This window comes from Vibrio amylolyticus (assembly GCF_023145695.1).
Lineage (GTDB): Bacteria > Pseudomonadota > Gammaproteobacteria > Enterobacterales > Vibrionaceae > Vibrio > Vibrio amylolyticus.
Genome location: NZ_JAJHVV010000002.1, coordinates 204,802 through 230,717, shown reverse-complemented (window position 1 = coordinate 230,717; position 25,916 = coordinate 204,802). Strand labels below are relative to the sequence as shown.

The 25,916-nt window shown below is 44.8% G+C and carries 14 protein-coding genes and 1 tRNA gene; 5 read left to right on the top strand and 10 right to left on the bottom strand.

The features are described 5' to 3' along the window. Positions 1-121: 121 nt before the first annotated feature. The 4 genes from KP803_RS03960 to mnmL form a co-directional block, all read right to left on the bottom strand. Positions 122-577, bottom strand: a complete 456-nt coding sequence (locus KP803_RS03960) for a hypothetical protein (protein ID WP_248007535.1) — start codon at positions 575-577, stop codon at positions 122-124. A gap of 1 nt (position 578) precedes the next feature. Beyond that, on the bottom strand, positions 579-2,924 hold the full coding sequence (arcB, locus tag KP803_RS03955; RefSeq protein ID WP_248007534.1) for an aerobic respiration two-component sensor histidine kinase ArcB: 2,346 nt from the start codon (positions 2,922-2,924) through the stop codon (positions 579-581). A gap of 255 nt (positions 2,925-3,179) precedes the next feature. Then, on the bottom strand, positions 3,180-4,934 hold the full coding sequence (locus tag KP803_RS03950; RefSeq protein WP_248007533.1) for a diguanylate cyclase domain-containing protein: 1,755 nt from the start codon (positions 4,932-4,934) through the stop codon (positions 3,180-3,182). A gap of 64 nt (positions 4,935-4,998) precedes the next feature. Continuing rightward, on the bottom strand, positions 4,999-5,943 hold the full coding sequence (mnmL, locus tag KP803_RS03945) for a tRNA modification radical SAM protein MnmL/YtqA (RefSeq protein ID WP_248007532.1): 945 nt from the start codon (positions 5,941-5,943) through the stop codon (positions 4,999-5,001). Between the two features lie 582 nt (positions 5,944-6,525). Here mnmL and gltB (KP803_RS03940) point away from each other — a divergent pair. The 5 genes from gltB (KP803_RS03940) (at position 6,526) to KP803_RS03920 (ending at position 19,323) form a co-directional block, all read left to right on the top strand. Further along, entirely contained in the window at positions 6,526-11,073 is a 4,548-nt protein-coding gene (gltB, locus tag KP803_RS03940; protein ID WP_248007531.1) for a glutamate synthase large subunit, read from the top strand. Next, entirely contained in the window at positions 11,073-12,542 is a 1,470-nt protein-coding gene (locus KP803_RS03935; protein ID WP_248007530.1) for a glutamate synthase subunit beta, read from the top strand. The genes gltB (KP803_RS03940) and KP803_RS03935 overlap by 1 nt, the downstream gene beginning before the upstream one ends. Positions 12,543-12,915: 373 nt before the next feature. Continuing rightward, on the top strand, positions 12,916-17,379 hold the full coding sequence (gltB, locus tag KP803_RS03930) for a glutamate synthase large subunit (protein ID WP_248007529.1): 4,464 nt from the start codon (positions 12,916-12,918) through the stop codon (positions 17,377-17,379). 21 nt (positions 17,380-17,400) lie between these two features. Continuing rightward, a complete protein-coding gene (locus KP803_RS03925) occupies positions 17,401-18,813 on the top strand; it encodes an FAD-dependent oxidoreductase (protein ID WP_248007528.1) in 1,413 nt (470 codons plus the stop codon). An 84-nt stretch (positions 18,814-18,897) separates the two neighbouring features. Next, positions 18,898-19,323 (top strand): DUF1499 domain-containing protein, encoded by a 426-nt coding sequence (locus tag KP803_RS03920; protein ID WP_248007760.1) that lies wholly within the window; start codon positions 18,898-18,900, stop codon positions 19,321-19,323. Between the two features lie 64 nt (positions 19,324-19,387). Here KP803_RS03920 and truB read toward each other — a convergent pair whose 3' ends face one another. The 6 genes from truB to KP803_RS03890 form a co-directional block, all read right to left on the bottom strand. Continuing rightward, on the bottom strand, positions 19,388-20,350 hold the full coding sequence (gene truB, locus KP803_RS03915) for a tRNA pseudouridine(55) synthase TruB (RefSeq protein ID WP_248007527.1): 963 nt from the start codon (positions 20,348-20,350) through the stop codon (positions 19,388-19,390). Beyond that, positions 20,350-20,775 (bottom strand): 30S ribosome-binding factor RbfA, encoded by a 426-nt coding sequence (rbfA, locus tag KP803_RS03910; RefSeq protein ID WP_248007526.1) that lies wholly within the window; start codon positions 20,773-20,775, stop codon positions 20,350-20,352. The genes truB and rbfA overlap by 1 nt, the downstream gene beginning before the upstream one ends. 108 nt (positions 20,776-20,883) lie before the next feature. Next, positions 20,884-23,577: a translation initiation factor IF-2 gene (gene infB, locus KP803_RS03905; RefSeq protein WP_248007525.1), complete on the bottom strand. Its 2,694-nt coding sequence runs from the start codon at positions 23,575-23,577 to the stop codon at positions 20,884-20,886. A gap of 21 nt (positions 23,578-23,598) precedes the next feature. Then, entirely contained in the window at positions 23,599-25,086 is a 1,488-nt protein-coding gene (gene nusA, locus KP803_RS03900; RefSeq protein ID WP_248007524.1) for a transcription termination factor NusA, read from the bottom strand. Positions 25,087-25,124: 38 nt separating this feature from the next. After that, the gene (rimP, locus tag KP803_RS03895; RefSeq protein ID WP_248007523.1) at positions 25,125-25,580 is read right to left on the bottom strand and encodes a ribosome maturation factor RimP; all 456 of its coding nucleotides are present in this window, start codon (positions 25,578-25,580) and stop codon (positions 25,125-25,127) included. Positions 25,581-25,797: 217 nt separating this feature from the next. Next, positions 25,798-25,874, bottom strand: a tRNA-Met gene (locus KP803_RS03890). Between the last annotated feature and the right edge of the window lie 42 nt (positions 25,875-25,916).

The window sequence follows — 25,916 nt, the reverse complement described above, 5'->3', positions numbered from 1 at the left end:
CAAAAACAGCTGTTATTTACATCCAATAAGAAAGGCTTGCTATCTGATAGCAAGCCTTTTGTTTTTGCTCTATAAATCAGGGTGATGTGCTCACTCTAAAATATAATCGAATACGATAGAATTAATACACTACGTCGATGTTAACATCGTGATCAACAAGCCACTTCTCTTGACCTTTATTATTTAGCTGTATCGCAATGTCAGCAGGTAAATCTGGGGAAATAGGTAACTGCCATGACACAGCCAATTCCCACTGATTAGCGCTGTGAGTGCGAATATCAATTTCTTCACTCTCTATCAGCCACGTCTCATTGCCTTGCTTAATCGTTACGCTGACCACTTCCAGGTCCGCAGGTAACTCATTGATAGACTCTAAAGAGAGAGCGGCATGAAAGTTCTCTTCTGATGACGAAGACTCACCAATGCTTGGCATTCTGTCAATCCAAAGAGAACTCTTCAATACAACCTGAGACTCTTCGATCATCACCGAGCTGCTTTGTTGCCAATTCACATCACTATTTTGGCACCCAGCAAGCAATGCCACGGCCAACGAGGCCAATGCAATCTGTTTTTTCATTCTATTTCCTTTGCGCTAACCATTCTTTCAAAACTTGAATATCATGTTGATACCCATTCTTTATCTCTTCTACCCAATCAGAAATATTTTCCCACCAAGTAACACGTTCTGGCGACTGAGCTTTTTGAGCAACCGATTGAATTCTTTTTAAACCAATGGAACCTGCTGCACCTTTTATTTTATGCGCTTCAGAGACAATTCGGTCTTGATCTTTAGCGACCATATTAGAGTCCAATATCTCAATGTAATCCGGCATCATCTCTTCAAACATCTGAATACTATCTAATACAGGCTTCACCCCAACGATATCCACATAAGACTCTAACATCGGTAAATCAAGTAAGGTACTAAATGTATCATCTGACAACTCGACTGACTTTTCAGCCTCGACGACAGGTTCACAAAATACAGGATCAATATCGCACAAGCGTCCAATGACTTCTTGAATAGCAAGTACAGACAACGGTTTGCTCAACGCATCGTCCATACCTTTGTCTAAATACTCTCGCTTATTTTTAAGGACATTCGCCGTGAGAGCAACCAAAGGTGGCAGTTTGTTGTAACTTTGACGATATGACTGAGCGACGTCAAAACCGGTCATATCGGGTAGCTGAATATCCAACAGAACAAGATCATAATCGTCGGGCTTAAACCTATCTAGCGCTTCTTGACCCGTCATCGCAACCGTCACTTGATGATCAAGGCTCTCTAATAACGACTTTGCTACCGTAATATTAAGCTCAATATCTTCCACCATAAATATTCTAAGTCCTGGCTGTTCTACAGGAGCCAAGATCTCAGAAGCCGATTCTTCCGCTAACGGTACCGTTAACGTCAGACTAAAGGTCGTCCCAAAGCCCTCTTCACTTGAAACGGTAATATCGCCATTCATCATTTTGACTAGCTGTTTCGAAACCGCGAGGCCAATACCAGTTCCTACAGCATGAAGGTTGTCTTTGCCTGTTTTCACTTGATAATACATGGCGAAAATCTTGTCTAATTCACTTTCCGCTATGCCAATGCCAGTGTCTTCAATTTCAATTGTGATTTCAGCGTGATCATCTAGAGTCTCAGCACTGACGGTCATAACAACGCCGCCCTCTTTGGTAAACTTCATGGCGTTACTAATCAGATTCCATAGAACCTGTCGTAATCGAGTCGCATCAATTTTCACCGCAAAAGGAAGAGAGCTTAAGCGCTCTAGATCAAATCGAAGCCCTTTCTGCTCAGCCATTAACGCCGAAATGCTTTCTATCTCAGCAATAAATTCTTCAAAGTGTAGCGTGGTTGGCAATAATTCAAGCTTGCGTCGATCGAACTTATCCATATCTATGATATCGCTAAAGATATTACCCAATGTGATCGCACTGACATTGATCGTTTGCATGTACTTTCGCTGCTCTTGATCTAGCTGGCTATCAAGTAACATCCGGCTCAAACCAACAATGCCATTAAGTGGTGTACGAAGTTCATGGCTAATAGTCGAGATAAATGTCGTTTTGTCTTTACTGGCTTTCTCTAGTGAGTCTTCGTGTTGCTTACGTTCGGTAATATCACGCCCAAACCCCACCAACCCCAAGTGCGCTCCCTCTTTACTGTAAAAAGGCACTTTTCGTAATTCAAAGTAGTTCTTTCTCCCGTCAGGGTATTCAAGCCACTGTTCATAAGTTAGCGCCTGATTATCAATAAATACTTTTTGGTCTGTATCAATGATCTGCTCAGCAATTTCTTCGCTATAGACATCTCGCGGGGTTAATCCAACCAGTTCACTCTCTCGTTTGCCTGTTAGCTCTTCCATTGCTCGATTGCATCCAGAAAAAACGCCCTCTGCATTGCGGTAGTAAATGAGGTCAGGGGAAGCATCGATAAAAGAGCGAAGCAACGCTGTTCGTTCCGCCAATTCAACTTGGGTACGCTCACGTTGATAGACTTCATTTTCAAGATCGTTAATCGCTTCTTTTCTTGCTTCTTCTGCTTTGATTCGCTCTTCAATTTGTAGATTTAATTTGGCGATATTTTGTTGCAGTCTAAGGTTAAGCTCCTGATCACGAGATCGCATGTCTTTTAGTTTAGAGACGAGCTTTGAGAGACGTTGGCGAGACTCTTCAAGCTGATCGACGACAACCGAAAGAAAATATACCGCCCAAGGGGTGATAATCAGACCAAAAAAGACAGAACGAACAATATCAATATCATCGACATGACCACTCAACCCAAGAGTAATCCCCACTTGAACAACCACCGCCAAAGCAACAAGTGCCATTGCGAGCAGTATCGAAAAACGAAGGATCCCTAATCGAACCAAGAGATCGACATAATACTGGGCAAGGTTTTTGATAGGTTTCATTAAAGGCTTCCTGCGTTAACTTCTGGTGGTAACTGGCGGTTGAGTACGTAACTGAAACTCTGGATAGGAAAGTCTACTCTTTTTGCCGTTGTTAGGTAAGCTAACTCCATCACATCCGTGTCTTTATTAAGGTAAGCTAAATGATTGATAGGCCTTAAATCATGATGATTGATTGGGCTAATGTATCAATTCCTAGACGACTTATTAACGTATCGAAGTTTGAACTAGAGTTGAATGTCGTGCTGAGTGACTATGCTATTCACTAGTGATTGAGTCAGGATGAATATTAGTTTGATTCCTATTTTCAGCTTTGGCTTGATAAAGTGCACTATCAGCCATGGCTACAATAGATTCCATTGAGGCTTCTGGCGAAGGTAGAATAGAGATAAGCCCAATACTCACTGTAATATAAGAAGCAACGTTAGAGGCATGATGCTCAATCTCCAGTGATCGAATCTGCTCGTGAACCTTATCCGCAATATGATTTGCACCATCGGTTGTTGTATTCGGCAAGATAAAAGCAAATTCCTCTCCGCCATAACGCGCTACGCAGTCAGAAGAGCGTGTCAGTACTTGTTTAAATGCCTTCGCGACAAGCTTTAACGCTTCGTCTCCTTTTTGGTGTCCATAGTAGTCGTTATATCCTTTAAAGAAGTCGATATCACACAGCAGTACGGCTAGCGGTTGCTGCTCACGAACATGAATGGGCCACAATAGACTTAACTGAGAGTCGAAGTGGCGTCGATTCGATACCTGAGTAAGTCCATCAATTAAGCTTAAACGTTCAAGCTCTCGGTTCGCATCGGCCAGCTTTTGCTCTGCTAAATATCGCTCAGAAATATCACGCGACATCACTAGAACACCTTTATTTCCTGATTTGGGTTCCGTAAAGGGTGACTTAACAACGTCATACCACACTTCCTGACCATCAGAACCCTCCACTTTATCGACATAACGCAAAGCTATTTCTTCACTCAACACTTGCTCATCTGAGTCAGAGAAGCGCTCAAACAACGATCTCGGGATAAGCCCCTCAAGTCGATGACCGATTAGATCATCAACGTTAGATAAACCTAGCCCTTTAACGAATGGTTCGTTACACGCCTGATACACCATATTCTCATCAAAAATGCCTATCGAGTCTGGGCTTGATTCTAGTATCACCTGTAAAATAGTATCGCGCTTAGCCAGTGCTACCTCGGTGTCTTTACGCTTATCCGTTTCATCACTTAGACTTTTCTGAATATTATGCCAGTCTGTCACATCATGGCTTATTCCAAGTACACCAAGTTGATCACCTTCAGGTGACATCAATAAGCTTTGATAGGTTTCAAGTAGGCAACTTCGTCCATCAGGAGAAGTCGTCCAATGACGTTTGCTCGCACGACCTCTAATTACACCCGTTATCTCTCGACTGCCCTCAGCTTCTCTTCCTATCCAGAAACTATCATAAGCTCGGTTACTATGGATAACATTACCTTCTTGGTCTTTTACATAGATGAGTTCGGAAAGGGAATCAAGTGCAGTCTTAGCAATCGATAAAGAATAAACCTGATCTCGTAGCTCACGTGTCGATGCTTGATGAGGAAAGGCATATAACAACCACACCCATTGCCCTCGGTAAAGCAACTTACGCCCTGTCAATGACAGAGTAACTGCGCTCTGAGAAGTAACTGGCCACTTTAATTGGTGTGATTGGAATTGTTTAGAAGTGTAATTTTCCAATTCAGATAAAATGAACTTTGTCGGAATATGTTCAGGAAAAAAGTAAGCATGACCAATCTGGCGAATGCCCAATATCTGCATAGCAGAACGATTCGATAACTGTAGGACGCCACTTTTAGCATTCACGAGTAGCAGTGCGGCAGGAACATCTTGGATGAGCGTTTCAATGTGCTTGTTATATCGAGAATAGATATAGACGACACTCATGATCGACAAGGTAATGACGATCACATCTAATCCGTGACCATATGTCACATTCCATAGCCAATTCAACCAGACGTCCATTTAAAGCCGTTAACCCTTTCGTAACCTTTTATTGAGATTACGAAAGATATCAGGTTATTGCTGACTATTCTTGCGTTAATACTGGCAGGGAGTAGATATATGACTGACCAGTTAGGGAACCTTGAGCACCATCACGGTCCAATGCACGGCCAATTTCAGTCATCGCTAACCAGCGATTCTCACACCACAAAGGATCAAGCAGCGTTGGCCGACGAGCAGCAGAGGAGACACGGTGATAGATTATATCAGGCGGTGTTCTACGAATGACTTCACTGGCAATTGACACGTACTCCTCTAGCTCAGGTGCTTTGAGCTTGCCTGCACGCCACGCTTTTGCCATGGTACTGCCTTCAACAATATGCAGTCCGTGAAGTTTGATTCCATCCGTTCCCACATCAAGCACCTTTTCAAGTGTCTCAAGATTGTCTTCTCGGCTCTCTTTAGGCAAACCGACAATAAGATGCGTACACACTTTGATACCCAATGCACGAGCACGCTTGGTGATCTGCGCATAACAGTCAAAATCATGGCCTCGGTTAATACGTTTTAGCGTTTGATCATTCGCTGTTTGCAAACCGAGCTCTAACCAGATCTCATAGCCTTTATTGACATACTCCGACAGCAGATCCAAAACAGCGTCAGGCACACAGTCTGGTCGCGTGCCCACACACAACCCAACCATATCCGCTGCTTCTAGCGCCTCTTCGTACATGCTTCTTAATACTTGAACTTCGGCATAGGTATTGGTGTAGGCTTGAAAGTAAGCTAGATACTTCTTTGCCCGCTTTATCTCTCCAGCGCGATCCGTTAGCTGATCGACAATGCCTTTTGTTTGAGTTTGTTCATCGACAAAGGAAGAAACATTGCAAAAAGTGCATCCGCCTCGACCAATAGTTCCATCACGATTAGGGCAGTTAAAACCACCATGTAGGGTCAGTTTATGTACTTTCTCACCATAACGGCGTTGCAAGTCTTGACCAATCGTATTAACCAACTCATGTAATTGCATATTTAAACCACAACTCTTTACCAAAGCACTTCTTGTCGAATACTTTTACGAACCAAAAAAAGCCAATTCATGCTAACCGAAACTATTCTCAGTTCGATTACTGAAAATTTATTACATCCTTGCAAGCGAAAGTCACGCATCTTAAAGAAGTCGTTATTGAGATTAACTATCAAAAATCAATAAACATGCAGAAATATTGGTAAAAAACACTCCTGTTGCACAATTGTTAACTATAATATGCATTTTTTAACTAAAAAAATGGTCTACAAAAGTTAGTTTTCATTGCCAAGAGCCTCGACTAAATTGTAGGATACTTACACAATGCCGTTTAATTTGTAGTCTTTATTACAATATTAGTTGCGGATAAGTCGGTGAATCCAACCTCCCACCTATATAAATCACTATATTGTGATTGAAAAAACACGGATAACACCAAGGAATGTTTTTCTCGCCATATATTTCAGCGAGAGACGGAAAGGACTCAGGCCTACCAACATAGGTAGGCTCAGATTCATAACAATAAAGGACAGACACTCACTAGGACTAGTGCACAGTGTCGTATTTAACTGGAAGGATGTATCTATGGTAGATAGCGAGCAGAATTCACAAGGTCTCTATACTCCAGAACTGGAGCATGACGCTTGTGGTATCGGTTTTGTTGCTCACCTAAAAAACCGTAAATCACACGAAGTAGTAACCCAAGCATTAGATATGCTTGCACGCATGGAACACCGTGGCGGCCAAGGCTGTGATCCGTGTTCTGGTGATGGTGCAGGTATCTTGCTTCAAAAGCCTCACGAATTCTTACTAGAAGAAGCGGTTAAGCTTGGCATTAAATTACCGTCTTTTGAAAAGTATGGTGTTGGTGTTGTACTTTTCCCTAAAGATGAACACAAACGTGCGCAGTGTCGTGATATTTTAGAACGCAACGCACAACGCCTTGAATTAGAAGTTATCGGCTACCGTGAACTTCCTACAGACAATTCAATGATTGGTGCTGACCCATTAAGCACTGAACCTCAATTTGAACATGTATTTATTTCAGGCGGTCCTGGTGTCACACCAGAAGAGCTTGAGCGTAAGCTTTATGTTCTTCGTAACTACACGGTTCGTGTATGCCTAGAAAGTGTGTCTAACATTGGTGATGACTTCTACATCAACTCAATGTCTTACAAGACATTAGTGTATAAAGGTCAGCTAACTACTGAGCAAGTACCTCAATACTTCTTAGATCTACAAAATCCAACGATGGTCACCGCACTAGCGCTGGTTCACTCTCGTTTCTCTACCAATACTTTTCCTCGCTGGCGCTTAGCACAGCCTTTCCGTTATATTGCCCACAACGGTGAAATCAACACGGTTCGCGGTAATCTTAACTGGATGAAGGCACGTGAAGCGATCATCGAGTCAGATCTGTTTACTCAAGCAGAAATAGACATGCTTCTTCCTATTTGTCAGGAAGGTAGCTCAGATTCATCAAACTTCGACATGGCACTTGAGCTCCTAGTTCTCTCTGGTCGTAGCCTGCCACACGCATTGATGATGATGATCCCTGAAGCATGGCAAGAAAACAAAAATATGGATCCAACACGCCGCGCGTTCTATCAATACCACGCGAACGTTATGGAACCGTGGGATGGCCCAGCTTCTGTTTGTTTCACCGATGGTGTTCAAGTAGGTGCAACCTTAGACCGTAACGGTCTACGTCCTTCTCGCTATACAGTGACCAAAGATGACTTCCTAGTAATGGCGTCGGAATCAGGTGTTGTTGAAATCGCACCAGAGAACGTTGAATACCGTGGTCGTCTACAGCCTGGTCGTATCTTCGTTGCCGATCTAGAGCAAGGTCGCATCATCTCTGATGAAGAAGTGAAAGATGGTATCGCCAGTTCGCAACCTTATGAAAAGTGGGTTGAAGAGAATCTTCTAAGTTTGAAAAAGCTACCAGATGCTAGTAACGAATTTAGTCAACCTTCTCCAGAGAAGCTACTACACAAACAACAATCGTTTGGTGTGAGCTCTGAAGAAGTGAATGAAATCATTCTTCCTCTTGCAAAAACAGGCTACGAGCCACTTTCTGCAATGGGCGCTGACTGGCCGCTAGCCATTCTATCGCACCAATCTCAGCACCTTTCAAACTACTTCAAACAGCTGTTTGCACAAGTAACTAACCCACCGATCGACCCGATCCGTGAGCGTATGGTTATGTCTCTGAACACTTACCTAGGTAAAGATCAGAACCTACTTGCTGAAACACCTGAGCACTGTCAAAAGGTAGAGCTTGAATCTCCAGTACTGTCTAACTCAGAATTAGAAAAACTGCGTGCAATCGATAATGAGCACCTTCAAGCGAAGACGCTAGATATCGTATTCCAAGCAAACGGAGACGAAGGGAAATTAGAGCGAGCACTTAAGCGTATCTGCCAATATGCAGAAGATGCCGTTATCGATGGCTACTCTATTATCCTACTGACTGACCGTGCGGTTAACTCAAACCACGCGGCTATTCCTGCAATGCTGGCGGTTGGCGCGGTTCACCACCATCTAATCCGTAAAGGCCTACGTGCTAAGTGTGATATCGTTGTTGAAACGGGCGACGCTCGTGAAACACACCACTTTGCAACGCTTATCGGTTACGGTGCGAACGCAGTTAACCCATACTTAGTTATTGAAACGATTGTTGAACTGCAACGTACTAAGAAGTTAGATCCAAGCGTACACCCACGTGAGTTATTCGATAACTACCGTAAAGGTGTGAACGGCGGCCTACTGAAGATCTTCTCTAAGATGGGGATCTCGACGCTGCAGTCTTACCACGGTGCACAGATTTTTGAAGCACTTGGTGTGAGCAAATCAGTGGTTGAAAAATACTTCACTGGTACTGTTTCTCGTATCCAAGGTCTAACGATCGACGATATCGCACGAGAAGTACTGGTTCGTCACCGTGTTGGTTACCCAGCTCGTGAAATCCCAGCTCAGATCCTTGATGTTGGTGGTGTTTACCAATGGAAACAACGTGGTGAGAAACACCTATTCAACCCAGAAACGATTTCTCTACTTCAAGAGTCGACGCGTAATAAAGATTACGGTCAGTTCAAGAAGTACGCAAAAGCGGTTGATGACCAAGGCGACAACGCAGCAACGCTACGTAGCCAACTTGATTTCATCAAGAACCCTGCAGGCTCTATTCCTTTAGCGGAAGTAGAACCAATCGAGAACATCCTTAAGCGTTTCGCAACAGGCGCAATGAGCTTTGGTTCAATCTCGCATGAGGCTCACTCAACACTGGCTGTTGCAATGAACCGCATTGGCGCGAAATCAAACTCAGGTGAAGGTGGTGAAGATCCAGCACGTTTCGAACGTAAAGAAAACGGTGACTGGGAACGTTCAGCTATCAAACAGGTGGCTTCTGGTCGCTTTGGTGTAACGTCTTACTACCTATCTAACGCTGATGAGCTGCAAATCAAGATGGCTCAAGGTGCGAAACCTGGCGAAGGTGGTCAACTACCGGGTGATAAGGTTGATGACTGGATCGGCGCAACGCGTCACTCAACTCCGGGCGTAGGTCTTATCTCTCCACCGCCACACCACGATATCTACTCAATCGAAGATTTGGCTCAGCTTATCTACGATCTGAAAAACGCGAACCGTAACGGCCGTGTAAACGTGAAGCTAGTATCTGAAGCGGGCGTAGGTACGATTGCATCGGGTGTAGCAAAAGCGAAAGCTGACGTAGTACTTATCGCAGGTTTTGATGGTGGTACGGGTGCATCTCCGATGTCTTCTATCCGTCACACCGGTCTACCTTGGGAACTGGGCCTAGCGGAAACTCACCAAACACTACTGAAAAACGGCCTACGTAACCGTATCGTTGTTCAGTCTGATGGTCAGATGAAAACACCACGTGACCTTGCGGTAGCAACGTTACTTGGCGCTGAAGAATGGGGCGTAGCAACAGCAGCATTGGTTGTTGAAGGCTGTATCATGATGCGTAAGTGTCACAAGAATACATGTCCTGTTGGTATCGCAACACAGAACAAGACTCTTCGTGAGCGTTTCGACGGCCGCGTAGAAGACGTAGTCACTTTCTTCCAATACATGGCTGAAGGCCTACGTGAAGTAATGGCTGAACTTGGCTTCCGCTCTATCGATGAGATGGTGGGTCAATCACACAAGCTTAAAGTTCGTGACGACATCGGTCACTGGAAGTACAAGAACCTCGATCTAACACCAGTTCTGCATATTGAACAGGCTCGTGACGAAGATGGTATCTACAACCAGACACAACAAAACCACAACTTAGAAGATGTTCTAGACCGTAAGTTGATTCAAGCTGCAATTCCTGCACTTGAGAAAGGCGAAGCTGTAAATGCGACCTTCCCTATCATCAACACGGATCGCTCTGCAGGTACTATGCTGTCGAACGAAATCTCGAAGGTTTACAAAGACCAAGGTTTACCACAACCAATGAACGTTAAGTTCCACGGTAGTGCTGGTCAATCTTTCGGGGCTTTCCTTGCGAAAGGCGTTAAATTCGAAGTTGAAGGTGACGCGAACGATTACTGGGGTAAAGGCCTGTCTGGCGGTACCTTGGTACTGTACCCAGATGCGAAATCGTCTATCGTTGCTGAAGATAACATCGTGGTTGGTAACGTCTGTTTCTACGGTGCGACCTCTGGTGAATCATTCATTCGCGGTATGGCTGGTGAACGTTTCTGTGTTCGTAATTCAGGTGCGAAGGTTGTTGTTGAGGGCGTTGGTGACCATGGTTGTGAATATATGACTGGTGGTGTTGCCGTTATCCTTGGCTCAACAGGTCGTAACTTTGCGGCGGGTATGAGTGGCGGTGTCGCTTATGTTTGGGACAAAGCTGGCGACTTCGAAACTAAGTTAAACGCAGAGCTTGTAGACCTAGACCCTATCGAACAAGAAGATAAAGATCTTCTACTAGATATGCTAACGAAGCATGTTGAATTCACAGGAAGTGAAGTTGCTCAGTCTTTCCTAGACAACTTTGAAGCAAGTGTCGCATCACTAATTAAAGTAATGCCACGCGACTACAAAGCGGTTCTTGAGAAGCGTAAAGCTGAAGCACAACAGGCACAAACGGAACAAGTGGAGGCAGTATAATGGGTAAGCCTACTGGATTTTTAGAGCACGGTCGTGAGCTTCCAAAGAAGCTCGACCCATCGGTTCGTATCGAAGACAACAAAGAGTTCGTACTAAACGAAGAATTTGGTGAAAAGATCGGTACTCAGGCCTCTCGTTGCATGGATTGTGGCGTACCTTTCTGCCACAACGGTTGTCCGATTGGTAACATCATTCCTGAATTTAACGACGCGGTGTACCGTGATAGCTGGGAAGAAGCTTGGAACATTCTAAGCTCAACAAATAACTTCCCAGAGTTTACAGGTCGTGTCTGCCCTGCTCCTTGTGAAAGTGCCTGTGTTCTTGGTATCAACCAAGATCCGATCACTATCTGTAACATCGAGAAAACCATTGTCGAAACGGCTTACCGTGAAGGTTATGCTAAGCCCAAAACGCCACGTTCTCGCACGGGTAAAACCGTGGCGGTTATCGGTTCAGGCCCTGCAGGCCTTGCCGCAGCAGAGCAACTGAACAGTGCCGGTCACTCTGTGACTGTATTTGAACGTGATGAAAAAGTTGGCGGTCTACTGCGCTTCGGTATCCCAGATTTCAAACTGGGTATGGACGTGATTGATCGTAAGATCAACCTAATGGCAGAAGCTGGCGTTGAGTTTAAAGTAAATCAACACATTGGTGTTGATGTTAACGCTCAACAGCTACGCCAAGAGTTCGACGTGGTATTGCTAACGGGTGGTTCTACCGTCCCTCGCGACTTGCCTATTCCAGGTCGAGAGCTGAAAGGCGTTCACTTTGCCATGGAATTCCTTGGTCAAAACAACCGCCGAGCAAACGACTTAGATCTTAAAACAGAAGAGATTCACGCTAAAGATAAGCACGTTGTGGTTATCGGTGGTGGTGATACTGGCTCAGACTGTGTGGGAACGTCAAACCGTCATAAAGCAGCAAGTATTACTCAGGTTGAGATCATGCCGATCCCACCAGAGAAACGCCCTGCCAATATGCCTTGGCCTCAGTTCCCAATGATCATGAAAACGACCACTTCTCATGAAGAAGGTTGTGAGCGTCATTGGAATATTTTGACTAAAGAATTTATCGGCAACGATAAAGGTGAGGTTACTGGTTTACGTATTGCTGATATTGTTTGGCAAGATGCAAAACCGGGTGAGCGTCCTGGCTTTGATGAAGTGGCAGGCAGTGAGCGTGTTATTCCATGTGATCAAGCGTTCCTAGCGATGGGCTTCTTACATCCAGAACCAACTGGCGTCCTAGCTCAGCTAGACATTAAGCTGGATGATCGTGGAAATGTGGCTAGCCAAGGTTACCAAACTAATCAAAAAGGTGTATTTGCTGCGGGCGATATGAGAACGGGACAATCACTGGTCGTTCGTTGTATCAACGAAGGTCGCGAATGTGCAATCGCCATTGATAAATTCCTGCAAGGTAACTCAAACCTAGAAGCGAGAGCTGATTCACTGATGCTTTCTAACTAGTCAGTTAGCATTCAGTTCTATTAGCACCTAGCCTAAAGCCAGCATTGATTGCTGGCTTTTTTATTTTCCATTATTTCAATTTCTCCACACCTTTTCTTTATATTTAATGTTACCAAGATGTAAATCCACAAATCCTATCCTCATGAATATACAATGAAATTTCAGAGTATTACGCGGCAAATCGCAGTGCCACATGATAAATATCCAAGAACTTGATCTTTTTTATAATAACCTATATTTTGTGAACTCATTGATATAGAGATTGATGTTGTTTGTTAAAAACAAAAGGCACTTTATAAAATAACCAAAATAATAATAACGAATAATTAGTCATTTACTGTCTGGATGACAGAGAAGCAAAGGGAGAGTTGCAATGGCTTTATATGATCCAAGTCTTGAGAAGGACAACTGCGGGTTTGGTTTAATCGCCCATATGGAAGGCGAGCCAAGCCACAAACTTGTTCGTACCGCTATTTCAGCATTAGATAGAATGACCCACCGAGGAGGAATTGCAGCCGACGGTAAAACCGGTGATGGCTGTGGTTTACTACTACAAAAACCTGATAGCTACCTGCGAATTGTTGCGGAAGAATTAGGCTTTAAGCTTAGCCGCCAATACGCTATTGGCATGATCTTTTTTAGCCAAGACAACGAAAAATCCAAGCGTGCTCAAGAGATAATCAACCAAGAGCTAGAAAAAGAAACACTGACCGTTGCAGGATGGCGAAGCGTTCCGACTAACGCCGATGTCCTTGGTCCCATTGCCAAAGAATCACTACCTAATATTCAACAAGTATTTGTCTCAGCGCCTGCTGGATGGCGTGAACGCGATATAGAAAGGCGTCTATACATTGCTCGTCGACGTATTGAAAAACAGATTACCGACGATAATGAGTTTTATATCTGTAGTCTATCTACTCAGGTGATGGTCTATAAAGGTCTCTGCATGCCTGCAGATCTTCCACGTTTCTATTTAGATCTCGCCGATCTTAGAATGGAATCGGCGATCTGCCTTTTCCACCAACGTTTCTCAACCAACACTCAACCACGTTGGCCACTGGCTCAACCGTTCCGTTATTTAGCCCACAATGGTGAAATAAATACCATTGAAGGTAACCGTCAATGGGCTAAGGCTCGCGCTTATAAATTTTCCTCCCCACTGCTTCCTGATCTTCAAACAGCCGCACCATTTGTCAATGAAACAGGTTCTGATTCTTCGAGCCTTGATAACATGTTAGATCTCTTCTTAGCTGGTGGGATGGATGTCTTTAGAGCGATGCGAATGCTCGTTCCACCAGCATGGCAAAACCACCCGGATATGGATCCAGATCTTCGTGCCTTCTATGATTTTAACTCGAAGCACATGGAGCCTTGGGATGGCCCTGCAGGCATCGTATTATCCGATGGACGCTATGCGGCGTGTAACCTTGACCGAAATGGCCTTCGTCCCGCTCGTTATGTGATCACCAAAGACAAGTTGATCACACTCGCCTCTGAAGTTGGCATTTGGGATTACACCCCCGATGAAGTGGCTGAAAAAGGGCGCGTTGGGCCTGGTGAACTTTTAGTAATCGATACCCGAAAAGGGAAACTGTGGCAATCCAGTGAGATTGATGATGATTTAAAAACACGTCATCCCTATAAAAGTTGGATGGAAGAGAACGTCCACCGATTGACTCCTTTTGCTCAATTGCCTGACGATCAAGTAGGCAATCGAACTCTCGATGAAGATCAGCTCAAGACTTATCAAAAACAGTTCGCGATGACTAACGAAGAGGTTGACCAAGTGCTGCGCGTACTTGGGGATATGGGGCAAGAAGCGACGGGGTCTATGGGTGACGATACACCAATGGCGGTACTCTCTTCCAAAGAGCGACTAGTGACTGATTACTTCCGTCAAAAGTTTGCACAGGTGACTAACCCACCTATCGATCCGCTACGCGAAAAACATGTTATGTCTTTAGCCACCAGCATTGGCCAAGAGATGAACGTATTTTGTGAAACCGATGGGCATGCACATCGAGTAAGTTTTGGCTCTCCTGTCCTGCTCTACTCCGACATGCAGCAACTGCTCAACCTAGATCCTAGCTATTACGCACATACTATTTTAGACATTAACTACAACCCTAACCAAGTGGATCTAAAGCAAGCGCTGAATGAACTCTGTAATGCCAGTGTTGCGGCCGTCAAACAAGGTAGCGTATTAGTTGTCTTATCCGATCGAGCGATAGCAAAAGGAACACTCCCTATTCCCACAGCGATGGCGGTTGGCGCAGTGCAAACTCGCCTTGCAAACGAAAACCTTCGTTGTGATGCCAACATTATCGTCGAGTCAGGTGCAGTGCGAGATCCACACCAGTTTGCTGTCGTGCTCGGCTTTGGTGCCACCGCTATTTACCCTTATCTTGCCTATGAGTCATTGGGCAAGATCGTCGATGAAGGCGGGATCGATAAGAGCTATCGAGACGTGATGCAGAATTATCAAAACGGCATCAATAAAGGGCTATTTAAGATCATGTCGAAGATGGGGATCTCGACTATCGCGTCATACCGATGCTCTCAGCTATTTGAAGCCGTTGGCCTTCATCAAGACATCGTTGAACTGTGCTTTAAAGGCGTTGCCTCTAGGATTCAGGGCTCAAATTTTGATGACTTCCAACAAGACCTGTTGAATCTGTCACGCAAAGCGTGGGCTAAACGTAAGCCAATCGATCAAGGTGGACAATTAAAGTATGTCCATAATGGTGAGTTCCACGCTTACAACCCTGACGTAGTAAGTACCTTACAACACGCAGTAAAAACTGGCCAATCGGCTGACTATCAACAATATGCACGAGAGGTAAACGACCGCCCAGCAGCCATGCTTCGCGACTTAATGAAACTAAAAACCGCCGATACGCCTTTGTCTCTTGATCAAGTAGAGCCGAGCAGCGAACTATTTAAACGCTTTGATTCAGCTGCCATGTCAATTGGTGCCCTAAGCCCTGAAGCTCATGAAGCACTGGCTCAAGCTATGAATAAGTTAGGCGGCTATTCAAATTCAGGCGAAGGTGGTGAAGATCCGAGAAGATTTGGAACCGACCGTAACTCTCGAATCAAGCAGATTGCCTCTGGCCGATTTGGTGTCACACCTCACTACCTAACTAACGCTGATGTCCTGCAGATTAAAGTCGCTCAAGGAGCGAAACCTGGAGAAGGCGGACAACTGCCCGGGCATAAAGTCACAGCGGAAATTGCCAAGCTTCGCTACTCCGTTCAAGGGGTAACACTTATCTCCCCTCCTCCTCATCACGATATCTACTCCATTGAGGATTTAGCGCAGCTGATATTTGACCTAAAACAAGTCAATCCAAAAGCCCTAGTATCCGTTAAGTTAGTCTCAGAGCCAGGTGTCGGAACGATCGCAACGGGTGTCGCTAAAGCTTATGCTGACCTAATTACCATTTCTGGATACGATGGCGGTACCGCAGCAAGCCCATTAACCTCGGTTAAATATGCAGGAAGTCCATGGGAGCTTGGACTGGCAGAAACGCAGCAAGCTTTGGTGGCAAATAACCTTCGCCATAAAATACGCCTACAAGTTGATGGGGGTCTTAAAACGGGCCTTGATGTCATTAAAGGGGCCATTTTGGGAGCAGAAAGCTTTGGTTTTGGCACCGCTCCTATGGTTGCTCTGGGCTGTAAGTTCCTTCGAATCTGTCACCTAAACAACTGTGCTACGGGTGTTGCAACACAAGATGAGACGCTACGTAAAGAGTACTTTAAAGGGTTACCTGATATGGTGATCAACTACTTTACCGGTCTTGCTGATGAAGTGCGTGGGCACCTTGCTGAGCTTGGTGTAGAGAAACTCACTGATTTAATTGGTCGAACCGATCTTCTAGAAGCGGTATCTGGTTTAACGGCAAAACAGAACAAGTTAGATCTTTCACATATTCTAGAGCAACCTGTCTCGCCATTAGGGAACCCTCTTTATTGGACTGAACCCAATGCGCCATTTGATAAAGCTCAGCTTAATCAAACCATTGTAGAAGATGCTAAACAGGCTATAGAAACAAAGCAGCCACTCAACCTCTATTACGATGTAATCAATACTGACCGCTCTATCGGTGCAAGCCTATCTGGTGAAGTGGCAAGGCGCTACGGAAATCAAGGGGTTGCCACCAGCCCTATCAAACTTAATCTCAACGGAACTGCCGGCCAATCCTTTGGTGTCTGGAATGCTGGAGGCATAGAGCTATATCTAACAGGTGATGCCAATGACTACGTGGGCAAAGGAATGGCTGGAGGCAAGATCGTCATCAAGCCTCATATTGGTACTACCTTTGCTTGTAATGAAGCCACCATTATAGGTAACACCTGTCTTTACGGTGCAACCGGAGGAAAACTCTTTGCATCAGGTACAGCTGGGGAGCGTTTTGGGGTGAGAAACTCTGGCACCATCGCCATTATAGAAGGCGCCGGTGATAATGCTTGTGAATACATGACAGGCGGTATTGTTGCGATTCTTGGCGCAACTGGCGTGAACTTCGGAGCTGGTATGACAGGTGGTTTTGCTTATGTCATGGATGAAAACAGTGACTTTGAAGGACGTGTGAATAACGAATCCGTAGAGGCAATCTCACTCTCTGATCTCTATATCCATCAAGAGCATCTACGAGGCCTTATTGCCGAACACTTAGAGGAGACAGGCTCGATACACGCAGAAAATATTCTGGCCAATTTCGATGCTTGGATTCCTAAATTCTATCTAGTGAAACCGAAAGCGGCAGATCTCAACACTCTGCTTGGTCACCAAAGTCGTAGCGCTGCTGAACTGCGCGTTCAGGCACAATAAGAGTAGGAAGGAGCCTAAATTATGAGCCAGAATGTTTATCAATTTATCGATGTGAGCCGCGTTGATCCTGCAAAAAAACCAATCAAAATTCGCAAGATTGAGTTTATTGAAATTTACGAACCATTTACCAAGCAGCAAGCAACAGCGCAAGCAGATCGTTGTCTAGATTGCGGTAACCCATATTGTGAGTGGAAGTGCCCAGTACATAACTATATCCCTCAATGGCTAAAGCTTGCCAATGAAGGTCGAATCATTGAAGCGGCAGAGCTTTCTCATCAAACCAACAGCTTACCTGAGGTATGTGGTCGAGTATGCCCTCAAGATAGGCTATGCGAAGGCTCTTGTACTCTGAATGACGAGTTTGGTGCAGTCACTATCGGTAACATCGAAAAATACATTACTGACAAGGCGTTTGAGATGGGCTGGAAGCCTAATATGTCAAATGTCGAATGGAGTGATAAAAAAGTGGCGATTATTGGCGCAGGTCCTGCGGGGTTAGCCGCTGCTGATGTTTTAGTTCGAAATGGTGTAAAACCTGTTGTATTTGATCGCTACCCTGAAATAGGGGGGCTACTGACTTTTGGTATCCCATCCTTTAAGCTAGAAAAAAGCGTCATGGAAAACAGACGTCGTATTTTTAGTGATATGGGCGTTGAATTTCAGCTCAACGTAGAAGTGGGTAAAGACATACCAATGCAACAACTCATCGACGACTACGATGCGGTGTTTATTGGTGTCGGCACTTATAAAAATATGCGTGCAGGGCTTGATAATGAAGAGGCCAAAGGTGTCTATGACGCGTTACCGTTCCTTATCTCCAATACATACAAGGTAATGAACCTCACCTCTCCTGAACCCTACATTGATATGGCAGGTAAAAAGGTGGTGGTTCTTGGTGGCGGTGATACGGCAATGGATTGTGTCAGAACCTCTGTTCGCCAAGGTGCTAGCAATGTTATCTGTGCCTATCGTCGCGATGAAGCGAACATGCCAGGCTCTCGCCGAGAAGTAAAAAATGCCCAAGAGGAAGGGGTTAACTTCATGTTTAATCTACAGCCTCTAGGTATTGAAGTTGATAGTAACGATCAAGTGACTGGAATTCGAGTCGTAAAAACAGCACTAGGAGAGCCTGATGAGGCAGGAAGACGTCGACCAGAGCCTGTAAAAGGGAGTGAACATACCCTCGATGCAGATGTGGTTATTATGGCATTTGGCTTTCAGCCGCATTCAATGCCGTGGCTTGAACCCTTTGCTGTCAATCTCGATAAGTGGGGGCGAATTGAAGCGCCATCAAAACAAGAATTCCAATATCAAACCAGCAATCAAAAGATATTTGCAGGGGGAGATGCGGTGCGAGGATCGGATTTAGTGGTCACTGCTATTGATGAGGGTCGTAAAGCCGCAGAAGGAATTCTAGACTTTCTTGATTTATAGCATTTAGCAGCAATACTATAAAGGATCCTAAATTGGATCCTTTTTTGTTGCTCACCAACAACTTACTGGATTAACGCTATGTTGATAGCCAAAATTACTGTCCTATTAGGTTTACTTACTCTCACCGCTTGCAGTCAAGGAGCAAGGGAAATCACTGACCGTACGTCCTCACCTTGTGGTGATAGCCCTAATTGTGTCTCTACCGAAGATGACAGAGAACAGCACCACCTCATCGCTTATCACTTAAAAAGTAAAGCAACGTTGGATGACATAGAGGAAGTCGCTTTAAAGATTCCAGGGGCAAAAACAGCAGCAAAAGAAGACGGTTATATACGAATTGAATACACTTCAAAGCTGCTTCGATTCGTCGATGATTTAGAGATGAAAGTCGAGGGCTCAAAACTCTTGGTTCGATCAGAATCTCGGATGGGCTACTCTGATTTTGGTGTTAACCGAAAGCGCGCTGATCAACTGCGAAGTATGCTCGATTCGGCACAATTACTTAAATAACGGTTCATAAAAATGAAAGGCAGCTCAACACCGCCTTTCATTATCGAACAACGAAACAACTATACTAGCTATTTGCTTCTACAGACTGCTCTTCATGGAAAACGACAAGGCGCTTTGGTGCGACCTTACCATCATCATTGATTTCGGCTACACCGATAAACAGCTTTTCCTCGCCGGATGTCATACGCAGCGGAGTGCCTTCTGGTGCACCTAGCACTTGAACAGGCATACCATGTTGTACAAGGTTAGTCAGTTCAGCATTAAGGTTCACTTCAGGAAGATCTTCGACCGCAGTATCCATTGGCATCAATAACGGATCAAGAAGTTCACGTGGTGCGACTTCATCGCGCTCAGCTTGCTCTAACAGTTCGTTAAGTTGCTCTAGAGTCACCATCTTCTCATACGGATATTTCGCAACACCGGTACGACGTAGATACGTTACGTGAGCACCACAGCCTAGCATTTCGCCAAGATCATCGGTAATGGTACGGATGTAAGTTCCCTTAGAACAATGAACTTCCATCTCAATTTCATCGCCTTCGAAACGCAGCAATTCAATTGAATAAACCGTGATCTTACGTGATTCACGTGGAACCTCTATACCTTCACGAGCGTATTCGTAAAGTGGGCGACCTTGATGCTTCAATGCTGAAAACATAGACGGAACTTGGTCTGTTTCACCTTTGAAGCTTGCTACGCACTTTTCAAGCTGCTCTTGTGTTACGTTGACTTCACGAGTCTCGACAACTTCACCATCTGAGTCAGAGGTGTTCGTACGTTCACCAAGTTTTGCTTTTACGACATAACGCTTATCGGAATCCAATAGGAACTGAGAAAACTTAGTCGCTTCGCCTAAACAAATTGGAAGCATTCCCGTCGCTAATGGATCAAGCGCACCTGTATGGCCCGCTTTTTGAGCAAAGTAGATTCGCTTAACTTTTTGCAAAGCATCGTTAGAAGAAATACCGGTCGGCTTATCTAATAAGATAACCCCGTTGACTGGACGACCCTTACGACGGCGAGCCATTACTTGCCTTCCTCTTCAGAACCACTCTGGTCTTGCTCATCGTCACGGCCAGCTTCGTTCTGCTTACGTTTATCTTCGTTTAATACTTCACTTACTAGGTTAGACATACGCATGCCTTCTACTAAAGTGTCGTCATAAGTGAAGCGAACTTCAGGCGTCAAGCGGTGACGAATACGCTTACCAAGCGCCATACGTACTGGCACTTCGTGCTCTTTCAGCGCCGCAAGGCAGCTTTCAGGGGTTTGCTCGCCAACACATAGGAATGTAACGAATACTTTTGCGTAAGCAAGATCTCTTGATACTTCAACATCAGAGATGGTTACCATCCCTAAGCGAGAGTCACGGACTTCGCGTTGTAAGATAATCGCGAGTTCTTTTTGTAGTTGCTGCGACACGCGTTGTGTGCGGCTAAATTCTTTTGACATAATCATTTCTCATAAATAGAAAGAATGGGGGGATGGCCAAAGCCAGCCCCCCATGGTGCATTCAACAACCGATTACCTTGCCTTAAAATAGGCGGGTAATGTTTTCAATTAGTCGAGTGTACGTTTAATTTCAACGATTTCGAATACTTCGATCTGGTCACCAGCGCGAACGTCATTGTAGTTCTTAACGCCGATACCACATTCGTAGCCATTCTTAACTTCCATAACGTCATCTTTAAAGCGACGAAGTGACTCTAGTTCACCTTCGTAGATAACAACGTTTTCGCGTAGTACGCGGATTGGATTGTTACGCTTAATGATGCCTTCAGTAACCATACAACCAGCGATAGCGCCCAGTTTAGGTGACTTAAATACGTCACGTACTTCAGCAAGACCAATGATCTCTTGCTTGAATTCTGGAGCTAGCATACCGCCCATCGCTTGTTTAACTTCATCAATCAGTTGGTAGATGATTGAGTAGTAACGAAGGTCTAGGTTTTCAGTATCAACCGTACGGCGAGCAGTTGCATCAGCACGAACGTTGAAACCAAGGATGATAGCGTTAGAAGCTGCTGCAAGCGTTGCATCAGTTTCTGTAATACCACCAACACCAGAGCCTACGATGTTAACTTTAACTTCGTCAGTCGCCAGTTTAAGTAGTGAATCAGCAATCGCTTCAACAGAACCTTGTACGTCGGCTTTAAGTACAACATTAAGCTCTGCAACTTCACCAGCTTCCATGTTAGAGAACATGTTCTCTAGCTTAGACTTCTGCTGACGAGCCAGTTTAACATCACGGAATTTACCTTGGCGGTAGTTCGCTACTTCACGTGCTTTACGCTCGTCACGAACAACTGTCGCTTCATCACCAGATGAAGGAACACCAGATAGACCGATAATTTCTACAGGGATAGAAGGACCCGCTTCGAAGATCTCTTTACCATTCTCATCGCGCATTGCACGAACACGGCCGTATTCTTGACCACAAAGAAGGATATCACCCTTGTTAAGCGTACCAGATTGAACAAGTACAGTTGCAACTGGACCACGACCTTTATCAAGACGAGATTCAACAACAACACCTGATGCCATACCTTCTTTAACAGCAGTAAGTTCTAGAACTTCAGACTGTAGAAGGATAGTTTCAAGTAGACCATCGATGTTCGTACCTTGCTTAGCAGAGATATGAACGAACATGTTTTCGCCGCCCCACTCTTCAGGGATAACGTCGTATTGAGCTAGCTCATTCTTAACGTTGTCTGGGTTCGCATCTTCTTTATCGATCTTGTTTACAGCGATAATTAGTGGAACGCCAGCCGCTTTCGCGTGCTGAATTGCTTCAATCGTTTGTGGCATAACACCATCGTCTGCAGCAACTACTAGAACAACGATATCTGTCGCTTGAGCACCACGAGCACGCATAGCAGTAAACGCCGCGTGTCCAGGAGTATCAAGGAATGTGATCATACCGTTGTCAGTTTCTACGTGGTATGCACCGATGTGTTGTGTAATACCGCCCGCTTCTGCGTCAGCAACGTGTGCTTTACGGATGTAATCCAGTGTAGATGTTTTACCGTGGTCAACGTGACCCATGATAGTAACAACTGGAGCACGACCTTCAGCAACAGCATCGTTGTCACGATCAGACAGTACTGCTTCTTCAAGTTCATTCTCTTTACGAAGAATAACCTTGTGACCCATCTCTTCAGCAACCAGTGCTGCAGTTTCTTGGTCGATAACTTGGTTGATAGTCGCCATAGCGCCCATCTTCATCATTACTTTGATGACTTCTGTGCCCTTCACTGACATTTTGCTTGCCAATTCAGATACTACGATAGTCTCGCCGATGGCAACGTCAGATTTAGCAACCGTTGCTGTCTTATCAAAACCGTGCTGCATTGAAGTTGGTTTAGCCAGTTTACCTTTGTTACGACCGCCACGGCCGCCACGTTGGTTACGACCACCATTGCGATCTTGAGTCGCTGGAGCTTTCTTCTTCTTCTTACGACGACCACCGCCTTCTTCTTTACGGTCAGAAGCATCTTCCGCTTCACGAGCGTAAGTTGAAGTCGTTACGTGATAATCAGCAGATTTCTCTTGCTCTTTTTTCTTCTTCTCTTCTTCAGTCCAACGAGCTTCATTTTCTTCAGCTAGTTTACGAGCTTCTTCGACAAGTCTCGCAGCTTCTTGTTCTGCTTTACGTTGAGCTTCAGCTTCTTGACGAAGTTTTAGTTCATCAGCTTCTTTCTTCGCTTGCGAATTAACATCCGCATTTTTTGCATTCATGTCTTTCTTAGCCTTATCAGCTTGTGCACGCTGAGCCTTTTCTTCTGCACCACGTTTTGCATCCGCTTCACGTTTTGCTTTCTCTTCGGCTTCGCGTTTTGCTTTATCTGCAGCATCACGTTTTGCTAGTTCTTCCGCTTCGCGTTTCGCTAACTCTTCCGCTTCGCGTTTTGCTGCTTCCTCAGCTTCACGTTTCGCTTCATCATCTACTGTGCTGCGCTTCACATAAGTACGCTTCTTACGTACTTCTACTTGAACATCTTTACTCTTACCACCACTTGCAGAAACACTTAGTGTACTGCGAGTTTTTCTTTGTAGTGTTAAGCGAGTAGGCTCAGTTTCGCCCGATGTATCACCGTGTTCTTTTTTCAGGTGAACAAGAAGCTTCTGCTTCTCGTCATCTGTTACTTGATCGCCGCTGGCTTTTTTCATGCCTGCGTCAGCAAGTTGTTCAACTAAGCGATCAACTGGCGTACCAATCTCTTCACTCAAAGCTTTTACTGTTAGTTGCGTCATTCCGCTACCTCCTTGCTGAAATTATTCTTCGTCGCCGAACCAACAAATGTTACGTGCAGCCATGATAAGCTCACCGGCACGTTCTTCTGTTAATCCTTCAATATCTTCTAGCTCATCAATACCTTGATCAGCCAGGTCTTCAAGTGTTGCTACACCTTTTGCAGCCAGTTTGAACGCCATTTCGCGCTCTAAACCTTCTAGAGCCAACAAGTCTTCTGCTGGTTCAACACCATCAAATGTCTCTTCTTGAGCCAGTGCAAGCGTCGTCAGTGCATCTTTAGCACGACTACGTAGCTCTTCAACCATATCTTCGTCTAGACCATCGACTTCTAGTAGTTCGTGAACAGGTACGTAAGCGACCTCTTCTAAAGTAGAGAAGCCTTCTTCAGTCAGCATTTCAGCAAAGTCTTGCTCGATATCTAGGTGCTTCATGAAGTTTTCAACAGCCGCTTGAGACTCTTCTTGGTGTTTCTTCTGAAGATCTTCAACTGTCATCACGTTAAGTTCCCAACCCGTAAGTTGAGAAGCAAGGCGAACGTTCTGACCATTGCGACCGATAGCTTGCGCTAGGTTGTCTGGTTCAACCGCAATGTCCATAGAGTGTGCATCTTCATCAACGATGATTGAAGCAACATCGGCAGGCGCCATTGCATTGATAGCAAACTGAGCTGGGTTATCATCCCAAAGAACGATATCAATACGCTCACCGCCAAGTTCGCCAGATACAGCTTGTACACGTGCGCCACGCATACCAACACATGCACCGACAGGGTCGATACGACGATCGTTTGTTTTCACTGCGATTTTCGCACGAGAACCTGGATCGCGAGCTGCTGCTTTAAGTTCAATAAGCTCTTCGCCAATTTCTGGCACTTCTACACGGAAAAGCTCAGCAAGCATTTCAGGCTTAGAACGAGTAATGAACAGTTGGAAACCACGTGCTTCTGGTTTTACTGCGTACAGTAAGCCACGAATACGGTCGCCTGGACGGAAGTTTTCACGAGGAAGTTGATCATCACGAAGAATAACCGCTTCAGCATTACTACCTAAATCTAGGATAATAGTTTCGCGATTCACTTTCTTCACAACACCAGTAACTAGCTCACCTTCGTTATCGATAAACTGCTCAACGATTTGAGCACGTTCAGCTTCACGTACTTTCTGTACGATAACTTGCTTCGCTGTTTGAGTCGTAATACGGTCAAACGTTACTGATTCGATATCATCTTCAACAAAGTCGCCAAGACCTAAAGTTTCATCTTCGAACTGTGCTGCTTCTATAGAGATCTCGCGAGTTGGGTTTTCTACTTCTTCAACCACTTCCCAGCGACGGAAAGTATCGAACTCACCCGTTTTACGATCGATCTCAACACGAACTTCAATCTCTAGTGCGTGTTTTTTCTTAGTTGACGTAGCAAGCGCAGTTTCTAGCGCTTCAAAAATACGCTCACGAGGTACAGCTTTCTCATTAGAAACTGCCTCAACTACCGCTAAAATTTCTTTACTCATTCTATCTAGCCTCTTAAGCTCAAATTTTTTTAGGAGAACTAAAATTTAGGAATCAGGTTAGCTTTAGAAATATTGCTTAATGCAAAGCTTTCTTGCTGACCTTCAACGACGACTGAAATGGTCTCACCCTCGACAGAGTGAATATCACCCTTCCATTTACGACGGTTTCCAACGGCCATCTTCAATACGATGTTGACCTCGTGACCAATAAACTGTTCATAGTGTGCTGCTGTGAAAAGTGGTCTTTCAAGACCTGGAGAAGACACTTCTAGGTTATAAGCCACTGAAATTGGATCTTCTACATCTAAAACAGCACTTACTTGACGGCTCACTTCTGAGCAATCATCAACAAATATGCCATTTTCATGATCGATATAGATACGTAGCGTTGAATGCTCGCCTGCACGAATAAATTCTAATCCAACTAACTCATAGCCTAACGCCGATACTGCGCCGTCAAGCATTTCAGTAAGTTGTCTCTCTAAACCAGTCATTTAAACCACTCCAGAAACAAAAAAAGGGCATAGAGCCCAATTTAAATCCCAAGCAACAACCTAGCTAAAATAGAAAAGCTAGATAACAAAAAACCCCGATATAGTCGGGGTTTTTTATTGCTGGACCCTTGATTCGCTAGATACAAAAAAGCATCTAACTCACAATCACTTTCGTAAAAGCAACTGCGCAAACTTGTCCACTAATCCTAAAAAGGATTGGTTGCGGGAGCCGGATTTGAACCGACGACCTTCGGGTTATGAGCCCGACGAGCTACCAAACTGCTCCATCCCGCGTCCGACTTGCTGTGCATTATACGCTCAACAAGGTGATTTACA

What these genes read in the sequence shown, in the direction of transcription:
- KP803_RS03960 (WP_248007535.1), bottom strand. Translation starts at nt 577, where the DNA reads ATGAAAAAACAGATTGCATTGGCCTCGTTGGCCGTGGCATTGCTTGCT.
- arcB (WP_248007534.1), bottom strand. Translation starts at nt 2,924, where the DNA reads ATGAAACCTATCAAAAACCTTGCCCAGTATTATGTCGATCTCTTGGTT.
- KP803_RS03950 (WP_248007533.1), bottom strand. Translation starts at nt 4,934, where the DNA reads ATGGACGTCTGGTTGAATTGGCTATGGAATGTGACATATGGTCACGGA.
- mnmL (WP_248007532.1), bottom strand. Translation starts at nt 5,943, where the DNA reads ATGCAATTACATGAGTTGGTTAATACGATTGGTCAAGACTTGCAACGC.
- gltB (WP_248007531.1), top strand. Translation starts at nt 6,526, where the DNA reads ATGGTAGATAGCGAGCAGAATTCACAAGGTCTCTATACTCCAGAACTG.
- KP803_RS03935 (WP_248007530.1), top strand. Translation starts at nt 11,073, where the DNA reads ATGGGTAAGCCTACTGGATTTTTAGAGCACGGTCGTGAGCTTCCAAAG.
- gltB (WP_248007529.1), top strand. Translation starts at nt 12,916, where the DNA reads ATGGCTTTATATGATCCAAGTCTTGAGAAGGACAACTGCGGGTTTGGT.
- KP803_RS03925 (WP_248007528.1), top strand. Translation starts at nt 17,401, where the DNA reads ATGAGCCAGAATGTTTATCAATTTATCGATGTGAGCCGCGTTGATCCT.
- truB (WP_248007527.1), bottom strand. Translation starts at nt 20,350, where the DNA reads ATGGCTCGCCGTCGTAAGGGTCGTCCAGTCAACGGGGTTATCTTATTA.
- rbfA (WP_248007526.1), bottom strand. Translation starts at nt 20,775, where the DNA reads ATGTCAAAAGAATTTAGCCGCACACAACGCGTGTCGCAGCAACTACAA.
- infB (WP_248007525.1), bottom strand. Translation starts at nt 23,577, where the DNA reads ATGACGCAACTAACAGTAAAAGCTTTGAGTGAAGAGATTGGTACGCCA.
- nusA (WP_248007524.1), bottom strand. Translation starts at nt 25,086, where the DNA reads ATGAGTAAAGAAATTTTAGCGGTAGTTGAGGCAGTTTCTAATGAGAAA.
- rimP (WP_248007523.1), bottom strand. Translation starts at nt 25,580, where the DNA reads ATGACTGGTTTAGAGAGACAACTTACTGAAATGCTTGACGGCGCAGTA.